The sequence below is a fragment of the Mesobacillus jeotgali genome (genome assembly GCF_900166585.1).
GTDB classification, from domain to species: domain Bacteria; phylum Bacillota; class Bacilli; order Bacillales; family Cytobacillaceae; genus Mesobacillus; species Mesobacillus jeotgali_A.
The window spans coordinates 79,973-99,781 of record NZ_FVZC01000007.1; the positions used below are offsets into that span (position 1 = coordinate 79,973).

General features: G+C 38.3%; 17 protein-coding genes. 8 read left to right on the forward strand and 9 right to left on the reverse strand.

Annotation, left to right across the window (positions count from 1 at the left end):
- Window positions 1-39: 39 nt before the first annotated feature.
- Together B5X77_RS01775 and mutM are read left to right on the forward strand one after the other, a co-directional pair.
- Complete coding sequence (locus B5X77_RS01775; RefSeq protein ID WP_079504510.1) at window positions 40-513, forward strand: DUF1203 domain-containing protein; 474 nt, start codon at window positions 40-42, stop codon at window positions 511-513.
- 395 nt (window positions 514-908) lie between these two features.
- Entirely contained in the window at window positions 909-1,712 is an 804-nt protein-coding gene (gene mutM / locus B5X77_RS01780) for a bifunctional DNA-formamidopyrimidine glycosylase/DNA-(apurinic or apyrimidinic site) lyase (protein ID WP_079504512.1), read from the forward strand.
- A gap of 144 nt (window positions 1,713-1,856) precedes the next feature.
- On the opposite strand, the gene B5X77_RS01785 is transcribed toward mutM, so the two are convergent.
- The gene (locus B5X77_RS01785; protein ID WP_079504514.1) at window positions 1,857-2,915 is read right to left on the reverse strand and encodes a YeiH family protein; all 1,059 of its coding nucleotides are present in this window, start codon (window positions 2,913-2,915) and stop codon (window positions 1,857-1,859) included.
- A gap of 269 nt (window positions 2,916-3,184) precedes the next feature.
- Between B5X77_RS01785 and B5X77_RS01790 the strand changes: the two genes are divergently transcribed.
- Together B5X77_RS01790 and B5X77_RS01795 are read left to right on the forward strand one after the other, a co-directional pair.
- Window positions 3,185-4,411 (forward strand): threonine synthase, encoded by a 1,227-nt coding sequence (locus tag B5X77_RS01790; protein WP_079504516.1) that lies wholly within the window; start codon window positions 3,185-3,187, stop codon window positions 4,409-4,411.
- A gap of 375 nt (window positions 4,412-4,786) precedes the next feature.
- Window positions 4,787-6,025, forward strand: a complete 1,239-nt coding sequence (locus B5X77_RS01795; RefSeq protein ID WP_079504518.1) for a dicarboxylate/amino acid:cation symporter — start codon at window positions 4,787-4,789, stop codon at window positions 6,023-6,025.
- Window positions 6,026-6,073: 48 nt separating this feature from the next.
- Here the strand turns inward: B5X77_RS01795 and B5X77_RS01800 are convergent, their stop codons facing one another.
- Complete coding sequence (locus tag B5X77_RS01800) at window positions 6,074-6,997, reverse strand: LysR family transcriptional regulator (RefSeq protein ID WP_079504520.1); 924 nt, start codon at window positions 6,995-6,997, stop codon at window positions 6,074-6,076.
- 249 nt (window positions 6,998-7,246) lie between these two features.
- Here B5X77_RS01800 and B5X77_RS01805 point away from each other — a divergent pair, with 249 nt between their 5' ends.
- Window positions 7,247-8,005 carry a Nif3-like dinuclear metal center hexameric protein gene (locus B5X77_RS01805; RefSeq protein WP_079504522.1) on the forward strand — a complete coding sequence of 253 codons (759 nt, stop codon included), beginning with the start codon at window positions 7,247-7,249 and terminating at the stop codon, window positions 8,003-8,005.
- Between the two features lie 269 nt (window positions 8,006-8,274).
- Here B5X77_RS01805 and B5X77_RS01810 read toward each other — a convergent pair whose 3' ends face one another.
- Genes B5X77_RS01810 through B5X77_RS01825 form a run of 4 tightly spaced genes read right to left on the reverse strand, consistent with a single transcriptional unit; the run spans window position 8,275 to window position 11,419 of the window.
- The gene (locus B5X77_RS01810; RefSeq protein ID WP_079504524.1) at window positions 8,275-9,501 is read right to left on the reverse strand and encodes a hypothetical protein; all 1,227 of its coding nucleotides are present in this window, start codon (window positions 9,499-9,501) and stop codon (window positions 8,275-8,277) included.
- 15 nt (window positions 9,502-9,516) lie between these two features.
- The gene (locus tag B5X77_RS01815) at window positions 9,517-10,350 is read right to left on the reverse strand and encodes a hypothetical protein (RefSeq protein ID WP_079504526.1); all 834 of its coding nucleotides are present in this window, start codon (window positions 10,348-10,350) and stop codon (window positions 9,517-9,519) included.
- A complete protein-coding gene (locus B5X77_RS01820; protein ID WP_079504528.1) occupies window positions 10,347-11,036 on the reverse strand; it encodes an ATP-binding cassette domain-containing protein in 690 nt (229 codons plus the stop codon). Before B5X77_RS01820 ends, B5X77_RS01815 begins: the two co-directional genes overlap by 4 nt.
- Before the next feature lie 2 nt (window positions 11,037-11,038).
- Complete coding sequence (locus tag B5X77_RS01825; protein ID WP_079504530.1) at window positions 11,039-11,419, reverse strand: GntR family transcriptional regulator; 381 nt, start codon at window positions 11,417-11,419, stop codon at window positions 11,039-11,041.
- A 467-nt stretch (window positions 11,420-11,886) separates the two neighbouring features.
- Between B5X77_RS01825 and B5X77_RS23130 the strand changes: the two genes are divergently transcribed.
- The 3 genes from B5X77_RS23130 (at window position 11,887) to B5X77_RS01840 (ending at window position 16,417) form a co-directional block, all read left to right on the forward strand.
- Window positions 11,887-14,019 (forward strand): CsxC family protein, encoded by a 2,133-nt coding sequence (locus tag B5X77_RS23130; RefSeq protein ID WP_176167198.1) that lies wholly within the window; start codon window positions 11,887-11,889, stop codon window positions 14,017-14,019.
- Window positions 14,020-14,228: 209 nt separating this feature from the next.
- Window positions 14,229-15,332, forward strand: a complete 1,104-nt coding sequence (locus B5X77_RS01835; RefSeq protein WP_079504532.1) for a glycosyltransferase — start codon at window positions 14,229-14,231, stop codon at window positions 15,330-15,332.
- A gap of 26 nt (window positions 15,333-15,358) precedes the next feature.
- Window positions 15,359-16,417, forward strand: a complete 1,059-nt coding sequence (locus B5X77_RS01840; protein WP_079504534.1) for a polysaccharide pyruvyl transferase family protein — start codon at window positions 15,359-15,361, stop codon at window positions 16,415-16,417.
- 61 nt (window positions 16,418-16,478) lie between these two features.
- On the opposite strand, the gene B5X77_RS01845 is transcribed toward B5X77_RS01840, so the two are convergent.
- The 3 genes from B5X77_RS01845 to B5X77_RS01855 all read right to left on the reverse strand — a co-directional run bounded on the left by B5X77_RS01845 (window position 16,479) and on the right by B5X77_RS01855 (window position 19,538).
- Window positions 16,479-17,357: a CgeB family protein gene (locus tag B5X77_RS01845; protein WP_257391691.1), complete on the reverse strand. Its 879-nt coding sequence runs from the start codon at window positions 17,355-17,357 to the stop codon at window positions 16,479-16,481.
- A gap of 121 nt (window positions 17,358-17,478) precedes the next feature.
- Window positions 17,479-18,417 (reverse strand): glycosyltransferase, encoded by a 939-nt coding sequence (locus B5X77_RS01850; RefSeq protein WP_079504536.1) that lies wholly within the window; start codon window positions 18,415-18,417, stop codon window positions 17,479-17,481.
- Between the two features lie 17 nt (window positions 18,418-18,434).
- Window positions 18,435-19,538: a polysaccharide pyruvyl transferase family protein gene (locus tag B5X77_RS01855; RefSeq protein ID WP_306807289.1), complete on the reverse strand. Its 1,104-nt coding sequence runs from the start codon at window positions 19,536-19,538 to the stop codon at window positions 18,435-18,437.
- Between the last annotated feature and the right edge of the window lie 271 nt (window positions 19,539-19,809).

Consider the following 19,809-nt stretch of genomic DNA (forward strand, 5'->3'; position numbering starts at 1 on the left):
ATAACAACTAAATAAGCTTGAAATAAGGAGGGATAGAATATGAGAAATAACTTTCAAATCGTTGCGTTACAAGAGAAGGAATTTGATAACCTATTTTTAATGAATGAAGAAGTATTAAAAAGCATCGGGGCAGTCAAAATGACAGCAAATAAAAAGCCTGGATATCCCTGCCGGGTAAGTTTAAAGGATGCAGAGGTAGGAGAAGAAGTAATCTTACTGAATTACCAATATCATGATGTTAATTCCCCTTATAAGGCAAGTGGGCCTATTTTTATACGAAAGGGAGCAACTACCGCTAAGCTTGCTGTTAATGAAATTCCGGATATGTTACATCATAGGTATCTGTCTGTGCGCGGCTACAATACTGAATCAATGATTGTAGAGGCAAGGGTTACAGAAGGTGTAAACTTAAGAGAGAATATAGATGAAATTTTTGATAATAAAGAAGTAGAATACATTCACATTCTTAATGCTAAACCAGGATGCTATAACTGCCTTGTTAATAGAGTGTGAAGTTGGAATTGGGAACATCAATAATCCTATACACATAATTTCTAAATGATAATTGGGTCTGATAAGAGCTTAGTAGGCATGCCGGTGGAGCCAAAAAACGACAGGTTAGAGCGGAGATGACCTGGAGTTTAGAGTGGATTTGGACAAAGCGAAATTGTTGTAAACTTACCAGCTTTCTGTGTTGCCATACTGTGAAGCTGTTTCGAAAATTGAATTAGTTTAATTTGGAGAGCCTTATCCATTTGTGGATAGGGCTCTTGCAGTTTCAGGAAATCACTCAATGTGACAAAGGCATTACTTTCCTTTCTGTTTCCATTTCCTGCAATCCACCCATTTATAATAATTCACCAGTAGGAAATACTGTATAAATAAATTGTAAAGTGGAGGACAGAATCATGCCTGAATTGCCAGAGATGGAAACATATAAAACAATGCTGGGGTCATTAATTGGCGGGCGAAAAATTACGGCTGTTGAGATTGGGCGGGAAAAGTCCATTAATGTACCAGTTGACAGGTTTACTATGCAAGTTTCAAACCAGGCTATAAAAACGATTACTAGAAGAGCTAAATATTTAATTTTTCAATTACAGGATGGAAAATGTTTATTATTGCACTTGATGCTTGGCGGATGGATGTTTTTTGGCAAAGAGGAAGATCGGCCAAACAGGACCATTCAAGTAAAGCTATCATTCGGGGAACAAAGTTTATATTTCATAGGACTGCGATTGGGCTACCTGCATCTTTTATCACCTGAAGAGGTCCAGGAAGAGTTTAAAAAGTTGGGACCAGAAGTGCTTGAGCATGGTTTTACATTGGATGCCTTTCATCAAATAATGGGAAAAAGAAAAGGAACAATTAAAACAACATTAATCAATCAAGAAGTGCTAGCTGGAATAGGGAATGGGTATTCTGATGAGATTCTTTGGCATGCAGAGATTCGCCCTGATAAAAAAATCAATGATCTTGACAAACAACAAATCTCACGGCTATATCATTCGATTCAGTTTATCCTTAGAAGAGGAATCGAACAAGGTGGTTATATGGAAAACCCTCTCTATAAAGGAGATGGCAAAACAGGAGGCTACCAATTTTATGTTTACGACAGAGAAGGACAGGAGTGTTCTCGTTGCAATGCCCACATTTTAAAAAGCGAAATCTCTTCACGGAAAACGTACTTTTGTCCCAATTGCCAGCCTTAAATGGTAACTTGAGGCTCTGCCTAATTTGTCCTTTAGCTTAGAGTATAAACTCTTATAAATTAGTTTCCGTCATAAGCGGCTCAGGAATTGAAGCATTCATTCCTGAGTACTTCATATCTCTTAAATTCTTTAACGTGAGGCACGTTATAACAATAAAAGCAACAAAGGTCCTATCGCGGCTAATGCTGCGAATCCTAGAACTCCCACAAGCACCGGCTTTATTCCTGCTTTCTTAAAGTCACCGAAATTTATACCTAATCCTAATCCTGCCATTGCCATCGCAAGAAGATAGACACTTACCTCAATTAAAAAATTGGATAGGTTAGAGGATATTAAGCTGAACGTTGTCACAACACTCATGGCGAGGAAACCGAATATAAACCAGGGGATGGGTAGATTCTTTATCTTGCTAGATGTACTATTACTAGTCTTCTGATCCTTTTCTGTAAACAAATACCCTAAAAAAAGAGCTGCAGGGATTAACAAAGCTACGCGACCAAGTTTGGTTAAAAGAGCATTCTCCATACTAGCTCCCCCGCCTGGTGCAGCAGCAGCAATGACATGAGCTAGTTCATGTAAAGTCGCTCCAACTAAGACACCATAACTTTCTGATTCGAAAGGAAGTAGAGGATAAAGAATGATATACATGAGTGACCCAATAGTTCCTAAGATTGCAATACATGCAACCGCTAATGCAGTATATTCCTTCTTAGTTTTGATTACAGAGGAAACAGCTACGATAGCCGCCGCTCCGCAGACAGCTGTTCCAACAGCAATTAAGGCAGAAAGTTGAGGATTAACTTTGAAAACCTTTCCTAAAAATATCATTAGGCCAAGAGTGAAAGTGATTACAATTACATCGATGAGGACCACCGACATTCCCGCTTCTACAATATGCTGAAGATTAAGCCTAAGCCCCATTAAGATGATCCCGGTTCTTAACAGATATTTACTGCTGAACCCTATTCCAATATCTGCGCTTGTTTGAGGTCCCATGAGGCTTCTCCATGACATTCCTAACAAAATGGAAATAATCATAATCCCCATTATTGATAAGAATGGTAGGTTGGTAATTTGATCCGCAACTGCAGCAAGGACCCCGGTTAATACGATTCCTCTTGTTAAGTCTCTTACGTATTTCTTTCGTTTTTCTGTTATGAAAGGGGCTGGTTTAAATTCCTCTAATATTTTTTTGGCTTCCATTGTTCTCCCCCTGGATAATTGTTTAGTTAACCTTAGCAGAGTTCCAAGGAGGAATAAAATAGAAATTTTTCATTATAGCTATTTAAAATTCTTATTATCGAACTGGGAGGAGGAAAGGAAATTTACTAAGATATTTACCATTAGTTTTTATTATCATCACAATAAAAATAAGTTGTTTTACTAATTTTTAAGGCTATTGTAACTTAGATTCAACACTTGCTAAATTTTCCAAAAATAAGCCGATTTTATTAATGTGAGGAGGGATATTTATGAAATATAGTTACTTATCTCATTTGTACTGCCCGAAATGTAATAAGAGTTATAATTCAGCGGATAAAAACCAGCTTTGCTCTTGTGGGTCCCCATTATTAGTGCAATATGATCTTGAGGAACTAAAGAAATATTGGTCGCCTAAAGACTTGATTGGCAGAGAAACAAATTTGTGGAGATACCATGAGCTGCTTCCAATACGTCACGAAGAAAATGTCGTGTCATTAGGAGAAGGCATGACTCCTTTACTGCCGATGCAACGATTAGGAAAGGAGATGGCAATTCCTAAGCTTTTAATGAAGGATGAAGGGATTATTCCAACTGGGTCCTTTAAAGCTCGGGGGGCGGCCGTTGGTGTTTCCAAAGCTAAAGAGCTGGGAATCCAGGAGTTGGCCATGCCTACAAACGGCAACGCTGGAGCGGCATGGGCATTATATGCTGCAAGGGCAGGCATTCAATCAAATATTGTGATGCCAATTGACGCCCCGAAGATTACTAGAAACGAATGTGCCATATCTGGGTCAAACCTATTTTTGGTGGACGGCTTGATTAGTGACGCAGGTAAGATTATTGCACAAGCTGTTAAAGATTATCAATTATTTGATGCATCGACTTTGAAAGAACCTTATCGCATCGAAGGTAAGAAGACTATGGGCTTGGAAATTGCTGAGCAATTGAATTGGAAAATGCCTGATGTCATTTTGTATCCGACTGGCGGGGGCGTAGGGATTATAGGAATCTATAAGGCTCTTAAGGAACTTCAGGAGTTAGGCTGGGTACAAGGTGAACTTCCTAGATTGGTGGCTGTTCAAGCTGCAGGGTGTGCCCCAATTGTTAAAGCATGGGAGCAAAAGAAGGATGTTTCTGAATTTTGGCCGGATTCTACAACCATTGCATTTGGTATTAATGTACCAAAGGCTTTGGGTGACTTCCTGGTTCTTGACGCTATTTATAAGACCAAGGGTTGTGCGATCGCGATCGAGGACCCGGCGATTTTAGAGGAGCAAAGAAAGATTGCGGCTTTTGAAGGAGCGTTTATTTGTCCTGAAGGGGCTTCGACCTTTGTTGCAGCTCGCCGTCTAAGAGAAAATGGGTGGATAAAGGAAGAAGATGTTGTTGTAGCCCTTAATACAGGCTCAGGCCTTAAGTATCCTGATACTGTTCAGGTTAAAGTACCTGTTTTAGAAAAAGGAAGTTTTATAAAAATCCCAATTACAAACTGTTAACATAAACGGTTTTTCTCAGGAGGAACCGGTCAGATGATCTAAACATTTTAACCCAACCTGGCTTCAGCATGCTATTGGCCCATATTCACAAGAAATGAAATTGAGATAATTGCTTTTACGGAAATGGAAGTGGGATACGATTGTCTTAAACAAATAGACGATTCCCCACCTTTTTTTAAAAATTAAACTAACTGAATATTTTATCTATTTCGAATTATATATATAACATAATGGCTTTTTATGTATGCGCTTTCAAATCAACATGACACTTCTTTCAGAAACTCATGGAGGGAGGTAATAAGTTTTTAAGGAGGATAGGTTTCTTGTAATACTCCGTTATCCTATTCAAGATTTATCAATAAAAGGGGGATTTTTATGAAAAAAATGGGCCTGTTAACACAAATTTTAATAGCATTTGTTCTTGCAATAGTGATTGGTGTACTCGCCGGTCCAAGTGCAGAGATTGTACAGCCTCTGGGAGATTTATTTTTACGCCTCATCAAATTTATTATTGTTCCCTTAGTACTCGCTTCCCTTGTAGTTGGTGTTGCGGGCACAGGTGATATCAAGCATCTAGGACGTATGGGCGGAATAGCATTTTCGTACTATTTGATTACAACTGCTATTGCGGTAACTGTCGGTTTAATTTTTGGAAGCCTGTTTTCACCTGGGAAAGGCCTTAACATCACACAATCAGCAGAAAAGGTAGAAGTTAATGAAGCTCCAACGATTATTGAACAACTTCTAAACATAGTACCTGTTAATCCAATACAGGCCTTAGTAGAAGGAAATATGCTGCAAATTATCTTCTTTGCCATTTTCCTTGGATTAGCCATAACGATATTAGGTGATAAGGCGAAAACTTTCTATAGCTTCTTTGATGAATTGGCTGAAGTGATGTATAAAATTACGGCTATCGTTATGAAGTTTGCTCCAGTTGGAATATTTGGACTTGTAACACCGATTGTTGGGAAATACGGGCTCTCCGTACTCCTCCCTCTTTTAAAGGTTATTCTTGCTGTCTATATAGGCTGTATTCTTCACGCAGCATTGATGTATGGTTTTTCTGTAAAAGCTTTTGCCAATATGAGTCCTATTAAATTCTTTAAGGGAATTGCACCTGCAAGCTTAGTAGCATTTAGTACATCAAGCAGCTCAGGAACTTTGCCTATAACGATTAAGAGCACCGAAGAAAACTTAGGAGTATCTAGAAAAGTCAGCAGTTTCGTTCTTCCTTTAGGAGCTACCATCAATATGGATGGAACTGCTATTTATTTAGGTGTTGCTACGCTATTTGTGGCCCAGTACTTTGGAGTAGATCTTTCCATGATGCAAATGTTAACGATTGTATTAACCGCAACTCTTGCATCAATAGGTGCTGCTGGAGTCCCAGGTGCAGGATTGATTATGAGTACGATGGTAATAACTTCTGTAGGGCTGCCTTTAGAAGGTATTGCATTAATTGCAGGTATTGATAGGATTTTGGATATGATTCGGACATCTGTTAATGTAACAGGTGACGCATCTGCCGCTGTTGTTGTTCAAGCAATGGAAGAGAAAAGGGAAATGAGATTATCCAATGACTTAAGTACATCGAATGACGTAAGTGCATAACTAGTAATAAATTGATCTAGCCTTGGTTTTTGAACAAAACCAAGGCTATTAGTTCTTTTGATAACAATCAAACATCCGGGAAAGATTACCGAAAGGATAGTTATTAAGGAAATCCAGGAAAACATCCATGAGTTTAGTGTGAAAATCCGATTTATGGATGACATACGAGAAGTTTCTAATTATTGGATTGTTTTTGACCCGTAATAAGTGCAGTGTCCCCAGTGCAATTTCTTTTTGAATGACATATTTGGACATAATCGATATCCCCATACCTGCCTCTACAGATTCCTTTATAATTTGAGAACTTCCGAATGACATGATAGCTAAGGGAGAAAAGTCATTCCTTAAAAAGAGTGAATCTATCGTTTGTCTAGTCCCCGAACCCTCCTCACGCAGGACCCAGGTCTCCGAAGCTAATTCTTCCAATTCAATCTCGTCTCTAGAGGCAAAACGGTGATTAGAAGATACAGTGACCAACAATTCATCTTGTGCAAAAGGCTGGATGATCAGGGTTGGATGCTGCTCAATTTTCCCTTCCACAATTCCAACATCTAATTCATGTCTTAGTAGTCTGGCAATAATTCGATTGGTGTTTCGAATGGATATGTCGGGTGTGATGAGCGGATAAGAAGTTTTAAATTCTGAAACGATTCGTGGCAGCAGATATTCGCCAAACGTAAAGCTTGATCCTATGAATAATGGACCACTCGTAGAAAAGGATAAATCGTCGATTAATCTTTGCATATGTTCATATTTATGAAGTATGTCTTTGGCATGGTGATACAGAACTTCTCCAGCCTTCGTCAAACGGACATATTTATTCGTACGATCAAATAATTTTACTCCATATTTTTTTTCTAATCCTTTTATTATTAAAGTAACTGCCGATTGAGTAACATGCAGAGCTTCAGCAGAACGGGTAAAATTCTTTTTTTCAGCAACTGTAACAAAGGTAATAAGCTGTTGATCCATTGCTTTGGCCTCCCAGAATTATTCAACTGACTATTTAGAAAATTCTTATTACTCATAGAATATTTTAATCTATTTTTAAAAAAGAACAAGGTAATTTGGAAATAGAAGAAATCTATTTCATTCTAATTAGGGAATATATGGGTGTGGTAAGGTAAAATGGTTAATGGGCACAAACCTTGAGAAAATCATTTTTAATGCAACCAGGTATGAAAGTGAACGTAAAACTGATGAAATTCAGGAGGGCAGTAAATGGATGTTATACAAATTGTTGATAGAATTAATGATCTGTTCAATATAAAAAATAAGAAAATCTATTCCGATGAATCTGGGCTTACATACCATGCAGATAAAAAGGTTAAAAAGTTAGGCTACTGTGTGAACCTCACGCTTGAAACGATAGAGGAAGCAAGGATGCATGGAGTTGAAATGATGGTGACACACCACGATGCATGGGATGAAATATATGGATTAAAAGATGCATGCATCGAAAAACTAGCAGAATATGGTATAAGTCACTACTATAATCACTTGCCGCTTGATGATTGTAACTTTGGAACAAATGATAGTTTATTAACAAAATTGAATTTAAAGATTGTTAAAAGAACCCACGAATGGGAAGGGTTATTTTTTGGCAGAATCGCAGAGTATGAAGAAGAAATCGAATTAAATGATTTAGTAAAGAATATGGAGAACCTGCTTGAAGAACCAGTTAAATACTGGCGGTTTAATGGCCATAAGGTAAAGCGAGTGGGCTTAGTCTGTGGTAACGGAGCACCAACCGCTTGCCTTAAAGAAGCAGTTGAAAATAAGTGCGATGTCTACATAACAGGTGAATGTAATTTGTATACGATTCAATATGCTCAGTTAAAAGGGATCAATCTTATCATTGGGAGTCATACTTTCACAGAATTCTTTGGAATCGAAAGTTTAGCATTGAAATTGACTGAGAATATAAAAGAACTTGAAGTAGTGAGACTTAATGAAGAACATTATGAAGCGAATATATAATAAGACAAACTAACAGAGAACTGCGTATAACTTAAAGTAAAAGCCACCCCATATATGTAAAGAGGGTCCTAAAGGATCTATCCTTGGTATGACGGCGCGCGAAAATGGTCTTGAATTATAGGAGAGCCTTATCCTTTGGTATGGTGGATAAGGCTCTTTTAGCAGAAGAGATTTCATTATTTGAAGTGATATTTGTATCTCGAGATTGAGACGGAAAAACCGTCCCCATGCCTGTTAGAATTCCATCCCAGAAGGAGAGAACAAATATATTATTTCACATAAATTTCATGTAAATATAAATCGAACCGCCTTGCTTCTTTCGATGAATCTTTTAAAGTTATTTGGCCTCTAAAAAGTGTTTCACCGGTATTTACATCCGCAACAACCACATCTGCATTTATTTTTAAGTTTGGACTTAATTGGGAGGAAGCAATATAGAGCTTACCATCTTTTATAGCAGTCATATGACCACCCATATCCCCATTCTCACCTGATAGTTGAATACTATAGGCTTTACCAATCTTATCCTCTATTAAACTATAAGGAGTTACAAGAAGTTCTTGCTCATTTAATCTTGTGAAATAAATTTGAGAGCCATCAAAAAAGCTGAGTTGATTTTCGTCCAATTGCAATTCTGGTACATCGATTATTTCTTTTTCTTTTGTTGCTAAATTGTAGGAAATGATTTCTTGGTTTAAAATTTCTTCTCTTATAGATTCTGTTTCTTCAATCACCTTTAGTTCCGTTTTTACGAGAATCAGATGCTCATTCGCTTTTATCGGGTCGGTACTGATTAGCTGTACGTTAGTACGAGTATCAATCTGAGCGTTTGTGTTGTGAATGATGTCTTCATGGTCACTTATTTTTCGATTAGCTAAATTAATCGTATAGATATGTTCTCCTTCAGAGAAATTCTCATTATTTCTCATCGTATTTCTGGTAATAAGGTATAACTTACCCTCAACCTTCTGTACATCATCCACAGAAATATACTCGAGTTCCTCGCTATCTGGAACTTCTATCATAAAGGATTCAATTTTACCATCCTCTTTGTTTAACACTGAGATATCAAACTTAAAGTCACTTGATCTTAACGAATCTATTTTATAATCTACATTTGCGTAAGCCAGAAACTCCTCGTTCTCAAAGAAACAGGTAACAAATGGGTCTTTACCACGCATGAAGGTACGATATTTTTCTTGAAAATCCTTGATTACGGCTGGAGGCTGTCCGATAATCTGGTCTAGAAATGAACGATTTTGGTATGTAGATCCCTTTGCTGTGATGGATAAGTTTGTATTAACGTAACTATTAGAAGAAGTATCTGTATACGAGCCTTGTAATATCAATGGCTTTATTTCTTCTGCATTCCCGCTTATTGTTTTGATAATGAACTCCGGGTTGGATTCCGCTGACAAAGTGGAGTTAACATAGAAAGTTCCAAGGCTAAGCACTATAACAGCAGTGATCGTTATGATTTTCCAGTATTTCTTCATGTAAAAAAACACCCCTTATACCGTAATCTTTCTCGTTAATAGGAATCTGCTCATCCAAATAGATGCCGCAAGTATAATCAAACCGGTAATGATTTCAAGTACCAGTAATTCAATCGGATAGAAAAAACCATTAAGAACAAATGCTTGTAAAAGTAATGGTGAAATAAAGATCGTTGCTGCAATGGCAATATATATTAGCCCCCCAATAATCCCTTTCCACCGGAAACTTCTTTCCATTAAAATCGCGGTAAATATAACAGCAACCACCAACAAACCTGCACCATAATATAGAAGCAGTTCTGCGAAGCTGCCTGGAATAATAATCGATAACTCAGGCAAATTGGTTAAAATTTCGCTTACACCCATATCCCTTCTGAATTCTTCTGGGACCATGATGTTCATTACGAATATCTGCACCGGCAGTAAAATGAGTTGAGAGGCGACTAAGCCTAATGTCATGACTAGAATAGTAGTGGCTTTTGCATAAAAGACATTCAATCTTGTGGTTGGAAGCATTAATAATCGGTAAATGAATGTATTTTTTCCTAACCAATCACGATACCAAATGAGAAAGATGTAAAAACCGACACCAGCGATACATATTGCTATTGGACCTAAAAACCATGCACTTCTTACGATTTGTAAGAAACTCATTTGACCGAAAGATTCCAGGAACTGAGCTTTTGGCACTAATTCTTCAAAAATCTTTTCATTAACCATGTTTAAGTAGCTCTTTGATTCCACAATCACACCTGTGATCTGAATAATAAATGTTAAGCTTAGTAAAACAGCAAATAGCTTAGAAACGCGGTTAAATTCCAAATTAACTAATTTGAAAAAATTATTCATCTCTGATACACCTCTCTCATTACATCAATGACAGACTTTCCTTCGATTTCTCGTGCTTCTTCTGCACTAAATTCCTTGGTCACGATTCCATTATCCAGCAGGACAACTTTATCTATTAAATGTTCAATGTCTCCTACTTCATGGGTTGTAATAATGACACCGCGATTTTCAATTAAATGACTTGTAAACACATTGGCAATTTCCTCTCGGCTGAATATGTCAATTCCTGAGAACGGCTCATCCATTAATACATAATCCACATCTAATGCTAAACCTAGAAGCAAATTCACCTTTGCTGTATTTCCCTTTGAGAGGGAAGAAATTCGATCGCTCTGGTTTAATCTGAAAAAATCAAGTAGTTCAGTGGCACGTTTATCATTCCAACAAGAGTAAAAGTCCTTCATGAACTCCATCGCCTCAGAGATCGTCATGTTAGGAAGCATAGTAATGGCATCAGGGATAAAGGCGACTTTTTCGAAAGTATGTTTATCTAACTGTTTTCCGTCTATTAGAATCTGTCCTTTATTTATTGGAGTAAGGGCCATAATGGCATTTAGGATCGTCGTTTTACCAACTCCATTTATTCCAATTAAACAAGTGATTTCCCCTTTATTTGCTGTAAAAGAAACGCCTTTTAATATTTTCTTGCGTCCATAACTCTTTTCAACCGCTTTTACTTCAATCATGTTTAATCCTCCTTCTCCCCATTAGCTTTGTATTTTTCCCTAACCAGGTTAAGAAGCTCCTCAACTGGTACATTGATCGAACGAACAGAAGTCACAAACATATCAACTGCCTCAACGAGCAGCTCATTTCTTACATTTCCTAAAACTTGTGTATCCGTGGTGATCTTGCTTGGATGATTCTTTTCCGTATAAATCAAACCCTGTTCCTCCATTTCCTTATACGCACGTTGAGCCGTGTTAGGATTCACTTTCATTCTAGTTGCCAGTTCACGTCTTGATGGGATTTCTTCTCCAGGCTCTAATGCTCCATTTACGATTTGTTCCTTAAAATATCGAACTATCTGTAAATAGACGGGATCCCGATTATTAAAATTTACAGTCATTGAAACAACTCCTATACGACCTAATAAGAAACAGTGTCATTTTAAGTGTGTGTATTAATTGGTTCATACACTTAATGTGTATTATATGGTTAGTACACTAAAACTGTCAATTTAATTTTGGGAATTTTTTCTTATAAAGCTTAACGAGATAGGTTCTTTTCTTATTTCACCGAATGGTGAGTACATTAAAAATCAAGTTTCCAAGAGGAAATCAGTTTGTTCTTTTTTAGTTGACGAGATAAATGTATAAGGATTATCCAAAGGGTACATTTGATAGAACCGAGGTCCTGCCCAGTAACAATATATTAATATCCTTAACCCCTTTAAAAATTTTCACCTGCATCTTTGTTCTAAGGCAAATGTGGAATTTCCCCAAGCTTCAGGCTTTTAGACAAATAGTCCAATCCTCTGTGGAGAATTTCCCATAATATATTGTGTTCTCAATAAAAAATAAGGGAGTGAGGTTATTGAGAGAAAAAGAGAATCACGATAAGGAACATTCGGCTAGTATTGGAAATTGTTCAAATAGGAACATAGAGCCAGATGTGAATTTTGATGCAAGAGTAGGCAAGATACCAGTAGTCTTAGCTGAGATTGAAGTGAGTACCCCGGTTACAGCAAACATTACATTTCCAGAGGATGTACTTGAAATCAAGGATATAAAGAAACGGGTAGTCCTTGTTCAATGTCGTCTGCTGGTGCCAACCAATCAGCTATTCATAAAAGGATATGTAGAAAAAAATATCAGATATGCTGCACCCAAGGGATGGACTCGGAAATCTATAGACTCAAATATTCGATCGTTTACCGTGAAAGTTCCTTTTGAGTGTACTACTCCAATTAGGGAGTTTATTACTCGTCCATTGGACGTCCAATTTAACCAGCGCAGTGAATTTGATTTTTTGGTTGCCAAACCTTTACCTGAAGGGTTTCCTGAAAAAGATGAACTGCTAACGAGCGACCTTTCACAATATCATCAAGATAGTACCCAGCACTATAATGAAATTCCATACTGTGACTTGGTGTCCAGCCGAATCATAGAGTGGGATGAAGCAACAGACAGGGTACCATTAGAAGAGGGCGCATTATCCGAAGGAACCTTTAGGAACATCGTGGAAAAGATGATCGTCAAGTTTACAATCAAGCTTCTTCAGAATCAACAAGTCCCAATTGGTGGAGGAGCAACGGGGCCAACGGGACCGACCGGACCGACCGGGCCGACCGGACCAACTGGACCAACCGGTGGAACCGGAGCAACGGGGCCAACGGGACCGACCGGACCGACCGGGCCGACCGGGCCAACTGGACCAACCGGAGGAACCGGAGCAACGGGGCCAACAGGACCAACAGGGCCAACGGGACCTACCGGACCAACGGGGCCAACAGGACCAACAGGACCAACAGGACCGACGGGACCGACCGGACCAACGGGGCCAACAGGACCAACAGGACCAACGGGACCGACTGGACCAACAGGACCGACCGGACCAACAGGACCAACAGGACCAACAGGACCAACAGGACCAACAGGACCAACGGGACCAACGGGGCCAACAGGACCAACGGGACCGACCGGACCAACCGGACCAACGGGACCAACAGGACCAACAGGGCCAACGGGACCAACGGCACCGACTGGACCAACAGGACCAACGGGACCGACAGGACCAACAGGACCAACGGGGCCAACAGGACCAACGGGGCCAACGGGACCGACTGGACCAACAGGACCGACCGGACCAACAGGACCAACGGGACCGACTGGACCAACAGGACCGACCGGACCAACAGGACCAACGGGACCGACTGGACCAACAGGACCGACCGGACCAACAGGACCAACCGGACCAACGGGGCCAACCGGACCAACCGGACCAACAACAGGGCCAACCGGACCAACCGGACCAACGGGGCCAACCGGACCAACGGGACCAACAGGACCAACGGGACCAACAGGACCAACGGGACCAACCGGACCAACAGGACCAACAGGGCCAACAGGACCAACCGGACCAACAGGACCGACAGGGCCAACAGGACCAACGGGACCAACAGGACCAACCGGACCAACGGGGCCAATGCCTGCAACAGAATGTGATTGCTGTGTTGAGCGAATGAGAGAATACCTGGAATCAATAGAAGGCGCCACGAATATTGATATTGCAACGACTTTACAAAGCGCTCAGGGTGGTTTCTCCAATGCAACCATAAGTAGAGTTGTTGGTGATTATGTGATCGTCAATGGCGGGGATGCAGCAATACCGATTTGTAAGATTGTCGGACTAGGAGGAAACACTACTTCTGCCTTATTTACAACACCATTGCCATCATCTGAAGATGAAGAAGGCGGCTTCTGTGAGTGCTGTGAACAAGCGACAAGAGACATTCTGGAATTGATCCAGGCAAGGCCGGCAACTGCAGACTTTTTAACCGAGGGTTCTGGTGATTTTGGTAACTTACAGAACTTCTCCATTCTTGAAATCGAAGAAGGATTAGTGAAAATCCAAAGTGGCAATGATGTCAGAGTTCTCTCAACTTGCCACATAGCTGCTCTGTCCGATATAAATCCAAACCTGATTGTTCCACCGCCAACACCATAATGAGATAAGGCTGTCCTATGAGTAAACCTCCTTGGAACAGCCTTTTTCATTCTTTTATACAAACAACAATTTATTGGTTACGTTCCTTTAAACATATTGATACATAATGTATCAATAGAACATTGTTAGAAGGTGAAGATATGAATCAAGAACTAAGAACAAATTTTTAAAAAAGAGGATTTTAAAGCATAAATGCGGAGGGTGGGAATATGCAGACAATAAGTCTTTGTATGATTGTTAGGAACGAGGAAGAGGTATTAGAGGGATGTTTAAATAGTGTTTATCCAATATGTGACGAGATCATTATTGTGGATACTGGGTCGACAGATAGAACAAAAGAGATTGCTGCGAAGTTTACCGACAAGGTCTTTGACTTTAAATGGACTGATGATTTTTCCGCGGCCAGAAACTTTTCATTTAGCAAAGCATCAATGGATTTCATTCTGTGGTTAGATGCGGATGACATACTTAAAGAGAAAGATTTCCTTGAATTCAAGAAATTGAAAAAAGAGCTACATGAAGCAATAGACGGAGTTGCCATGAAGTATGATATTGATTTTGATGATGATGGCGAACCGACCTTTAGCTACAGAAGAAACCGGCTGGTGAAGAGGTCGAAGCAATTCAGGTGGATTGGCCCTGTACATGAATACTTGGAAGTGAGTGGAAATATTATTCCAGCTGATATTGCCATAACACATAGGAAGTCTGATAAAAAACGTCAAGTGAATTCATCTGACCGAAATTTGAATATTTATGAAAAACGTCTTAAAAATGGAGAGGAATTCACTCCGAGAGATTTATATTATTATGCAAATGAGCTAAAGGATCATGGCCAATATCAAAGGGCAACGATTTATTATCATGAGTTTTTAGCGACAAAAAAAGGCTGGGTGGAAGATGAGATACGTGCTTGTTTGAATATGGCCGATTGCTATAAGAAATTAGGGGATTATGAAAAAGAAATGAAAGCTCTCACATCCTCCATGAATTATGATGTTCCTAGACCTGAGGTTTCTTGTCGGATTGGTGATATCTACAAGAATAAAAATCAATATAAGAAAGCTGTGATCTGGTATCGCCTGGCTGTTGAGGTGGAAATCGAAAGTGATTTTGGTTTTACGCAGAAGGCATATTCTACTTGGTATCCTCATTTGCAGCTTTGTGTAGTTTACTGGCAATTAGGTGAGATTGAAAAATCCATAGAACACAATAACCTGGCAAAAAAGTATAAACCGCATGATCGTCAGGTTCTGTATAATGAGAAGTTTTTCAACGATTATCTTGCCAGTGAAAAAAAGGGAAAGAGTTAGTTTCTTTCCGGAGGAGTGATTTATTTTTGAAAAAAATACTTTATATAGGCTGGATTGGCTATAACAATTTGGGTGATGACCTTTTATGGAATATATTTAATGAGTTGAGTAAAAAAAATCATTTTCTCGAAAAGAAAATTAAGGTGATTCCATCCTACCCAGCGGTTGATATAAGTAACGTGAATGAATTTGATACAGTTGTTCTCGGTGGGGGATCATTGATTGCTCCCCACTATATCAAGATTTTAAAGAAAGCACTGGATATGAAAAAGAAGGTTGTTATTTGGGGCAGCGGGATCGATAGAATAAACGAAAATGCTTTAAACAAAATGAATGAAGGTGCGAATCTTCAGTTAAAACAAAGATTCACAAATGAAGAAGCTGCACTTCTAAAATATGTTTTTTTAAAGGCATCATTTGCTGGGGTTAGAGGACCTTTAACAAAGCAAGCACTCATTTCACTAGGAGTTAACAGTGAGGATATTCAAATCATTGGGGATCCAGGGCTTTTTCTAAATTATGTTTCAAAAGAAGAGAAAAAAGAGAAACTTATAGGGATCAATTGGGGTACCACATTAAATAACCTGTATGGCAGCAATGAGAAGTTTGTTAAACAGTACATTGTGGACACTGCGAAGTTATTGATAGATATGGGATACAAAATAGTCATTTACTCAGTTTGGGATAAAGACCATGCTTCGTGTCAGAGTCTTTATAAAGGAATAAACGATTCGAAAAATGTAAAATTAATAACCCGCCTTCTTTCTGAAAAAGAATTAATGTCCGAACTGGCCCCCTGCACACTGACTATTAACTACAAACTTCATCCAAACCTATTATCAATGGGGGCAAAGGTACCATTCATTGCTCTTGGGTATAGATATAAAGTATTTGATTTAGCTAAATCCATCGGTATGGAAAGCCATGTCATCTCAACGAGCCATCCAGATTTAAAATCTGAAATTTTAGCACGTGTATCTTTCATTGAACAAAATAGAGATCAGATTTTGAGTAGTTATGAGGAGCACTTGAAACATTTTCTCCCTCTAATCGAAAAGCCCTTTCATGACAACTTCTATCTATAGGGCTCTGAATAAAAAATGACCCTGTGCTATCTTGATGGATAAAGAGCACCAGGGTCTTTTTTTAGTTATTGCCAAGCTCTTCAATCAATTCAATAATCTCATTTGCTCTGTGTTCATAAGTATGGTTATTTAATAGATGCTCATAAGCTGCAGTTGCAATCACTTGAGCTTCTTCCGTATTTTTTAGATAATAATCCATCTTTTCTATTAATTCATCCTGATCTTTGAAAGAAACGTAATGTGTATTTTCTATAAAAAGCTTCTCCATACCAGGGACATAATCTGAAAATACTAACGCCCCGCAGCCCATTCCTTCAAATAACCGCATATTGATACTTTTAATTGCATTGGCAGATTGATTATAAACAATTTTGGAGTTGCCATATATCTTGGCAAGGTCATGCAGGTAGGCTTTCCTATCAAAAGAAAGGCGGTACTTTGAGGAAAAATGCCCTTTAATTGTATTGATTGCCATTCTGCGTTTTCCATAAAATCCAGCATCATTACTTCCTACAGACGCAATATCTATATTTCTGTCCTTTAGTTCTTTGTTGCAATTAAATATATCCTTTGACATTCCAAATGGGAAAAAGCGCACAGGTGAAGAGAATTTTTTGGCCAGGTGAAGGGAGTGAGCCATTAATACGACATCTGCCTGATATCTTTTTGCTAATTGTAGGTTCGTATCTAATCGATTTTCTCCATGGTGTACCCAAAAAAATTTAGGGATAGTTACTAACTCAATATTTTTAACCTTTATTGAAGGCCTTGAGGGACTTTCTACAAATACTACAGCATCGTAGTCGGAAAGATTAATTTCGCTAAAATCAACTGACTTTTCATACAAATCTATTGTTACCCCAATATTTCTTAAGCCATCCTCTAAATAACGTCCTGGCGTATAACGGGTTTTGCCATAACACATAATAATTTTTTTCACTCAACTATTCACATCCTTATGCCCTCGCTGATTTGCAGCTAGGTAGTTGTCCACTAGTATTATTTTATTCAGGATGTAAAAAAAGGTATGTGTATAAGCATAATAAGAGCAGCCCAATGTTCTAACTTTCAGACTCCCGTTGAATGATTTTTTTTATTTCATGCACGAAATCAAACACTCTCTTCATAGTTGAATGCTTTTGATGCGATAGCTTCATGCCGTTTAATGAAATCATCCTTCTTTCGTTTTCATGATCAAGATAATAAGAGGCTTTTTCTTCAAAGTTCGTTTCATTTATTGAAATGAAATTCACACCTGGTATGAAGCCCAAATCCATTAATTCATCTGAAACTGGGGCCAATAGTAAAGAGTTAGCAGCGGTAATCTCATAGTACTTCATTAAGGGATACTTATAGATGGAATCACATGTTAAACAAATTTTTGCTCTGTTCAATTCCTTTGCATAGGATTCTCCGACATAAACTCCCTGTTCCTTTTCACCGACTTTACGATAGCCGGGATGAGTATGATGTACGAATCCAGGAGTATGTTGAAGCCTATTGACCATACTCACTCTTAACGGATATACTTCGGCTCTTGTTGACCCCATTAACAGCATATCTATGTCTTTTGGAAGATGATAATCCTTGAAAATCTCAGTATTGACATGGTGAGGCAGCCAAATCATGTGATTTGCAAATTCTGGATACCAGCTCAGGAATTTATCTCTATAATAGGTGAAAATATATTTTATATTTTCATCTAAGATGGTGTTCTTCCTTTCAGGGAATCTATAATGTAAATCGTGTAAGCCTACAGCAAAAGGAATTTTAAGTGTTTTTAGGCCTGTAACGACTGGGGATAAATTTTCAAGATAGTCGTTAAAGTAGATGAAATCAGGTTTAATACCTGATTTGGCTATAATATCTTCAATATGGCCAGCATCATGAGAAACCGTTAATTCTGTAATTTTAGTAAGTTCTTTAATGAAATATTGGGAAGCGGGGACGATATAACGGCTATCATCCCTTGTATGGAACAAGATCTTAAGTTTCTTCATAGTTAACATTCCTATCTTTAAATGTATAATTTATTCTCGAAAGGCACACTTAAGATTTTTCTGTAATCATTTTGTTTCGAAATCATTTTATTAACTATTTCGTTCCTATTTGTTGAAATGATTTTTTCTAATTTCATTATGTCATCATTAATCTCATCTGAATCAGTGGGAATGATGAACTCCTCGAGGTCTACTGACTTAACAAAATCAAAAATTTTAAAACGGTAACCGATTGCTATAAAGGGGATTTTCGAGGCTAAAGAAAGATAATTTGCGTGTAATTTGTAGTTTAATGTAAAGGTAAAATGACCAATGAGATTCATCATTTCTTCCTGGTTATAAAGCTTCTTATCTAAAAAAACATTTTGAGAATCATTTACTTTATTGTAGAGTCTTTCAGAGGGAAGGATATCATTTTGCCAGACAACAAACATATAAACCTTGTAGCCAGTTTGAATCAAAGATTTCAATGCATTGGCTAATTGGTTTTCGACATTCATTTCATCATTACCGTAGATGTTACTGCCGGCAGTTCCCCAGTTTAAGCCAATTACTTTTTTTGATTGATCCATTAAAAACGGGTGATGAATATGTCCGGATTGCCCTGGTTGTAAAAGAAACCCGGGATCTCCACTTAAATGAATATTGTCTATGTCTGCTCCAAGATTTTTAAGCAGTTGAATGGTTAATGGACCTCTAACTCCTGTCCAAACACTTTCTGCGAGTACCTCATTCAGCATCTCGATTAAGTTTTTATTTACTGCCAGATTCAGTTCTTTTTTATTTTGTAATTGAAGTAAATATTTTTGAGGTACCCAATCAGTTCCTGAACCCCAGATCATGATTTTCTTTTTTAGCTTGATTGCTTTATATAATGTATTGACAACTACTGGATTTACTATTTGATGTGGAGCACTGATAATGGATCCGCCCCCAAGAACAATAAGGTCGTATCCGCCAAGCGGATAATTCTCTAAATATACTGCTTCATTATTGACCACATCCAATCTATAATCCTTCCCTAAAGGAAGAAGGCATTCTTTGAACAAATCAAGCATTAATTCATCACCCAGATTTTTGTAACCAATCCAGCCTATATATAATATTTTTTTCAGTTTCAGCTCCTCCTTTTGAGTCCATGTATGTGATTAGAGTTCAAAAGTTCAATATTTTTATGAATATGCTATCTATATATATTGGGTTACAAGGATGTGCAAAGTTGCATGGCCTATTTTGGCGGACAATTCATCCTTGTATAAACATCAGGCGGAAGAAATCGAATTATTCATTCTTCAGGCCTACCAATATGAATATAGATTCATACAAAATTGCAGCACTGGATAAGCAGGCCATACAGTATCTTGATATTGGAGTTAATCGCGGACAAAACAA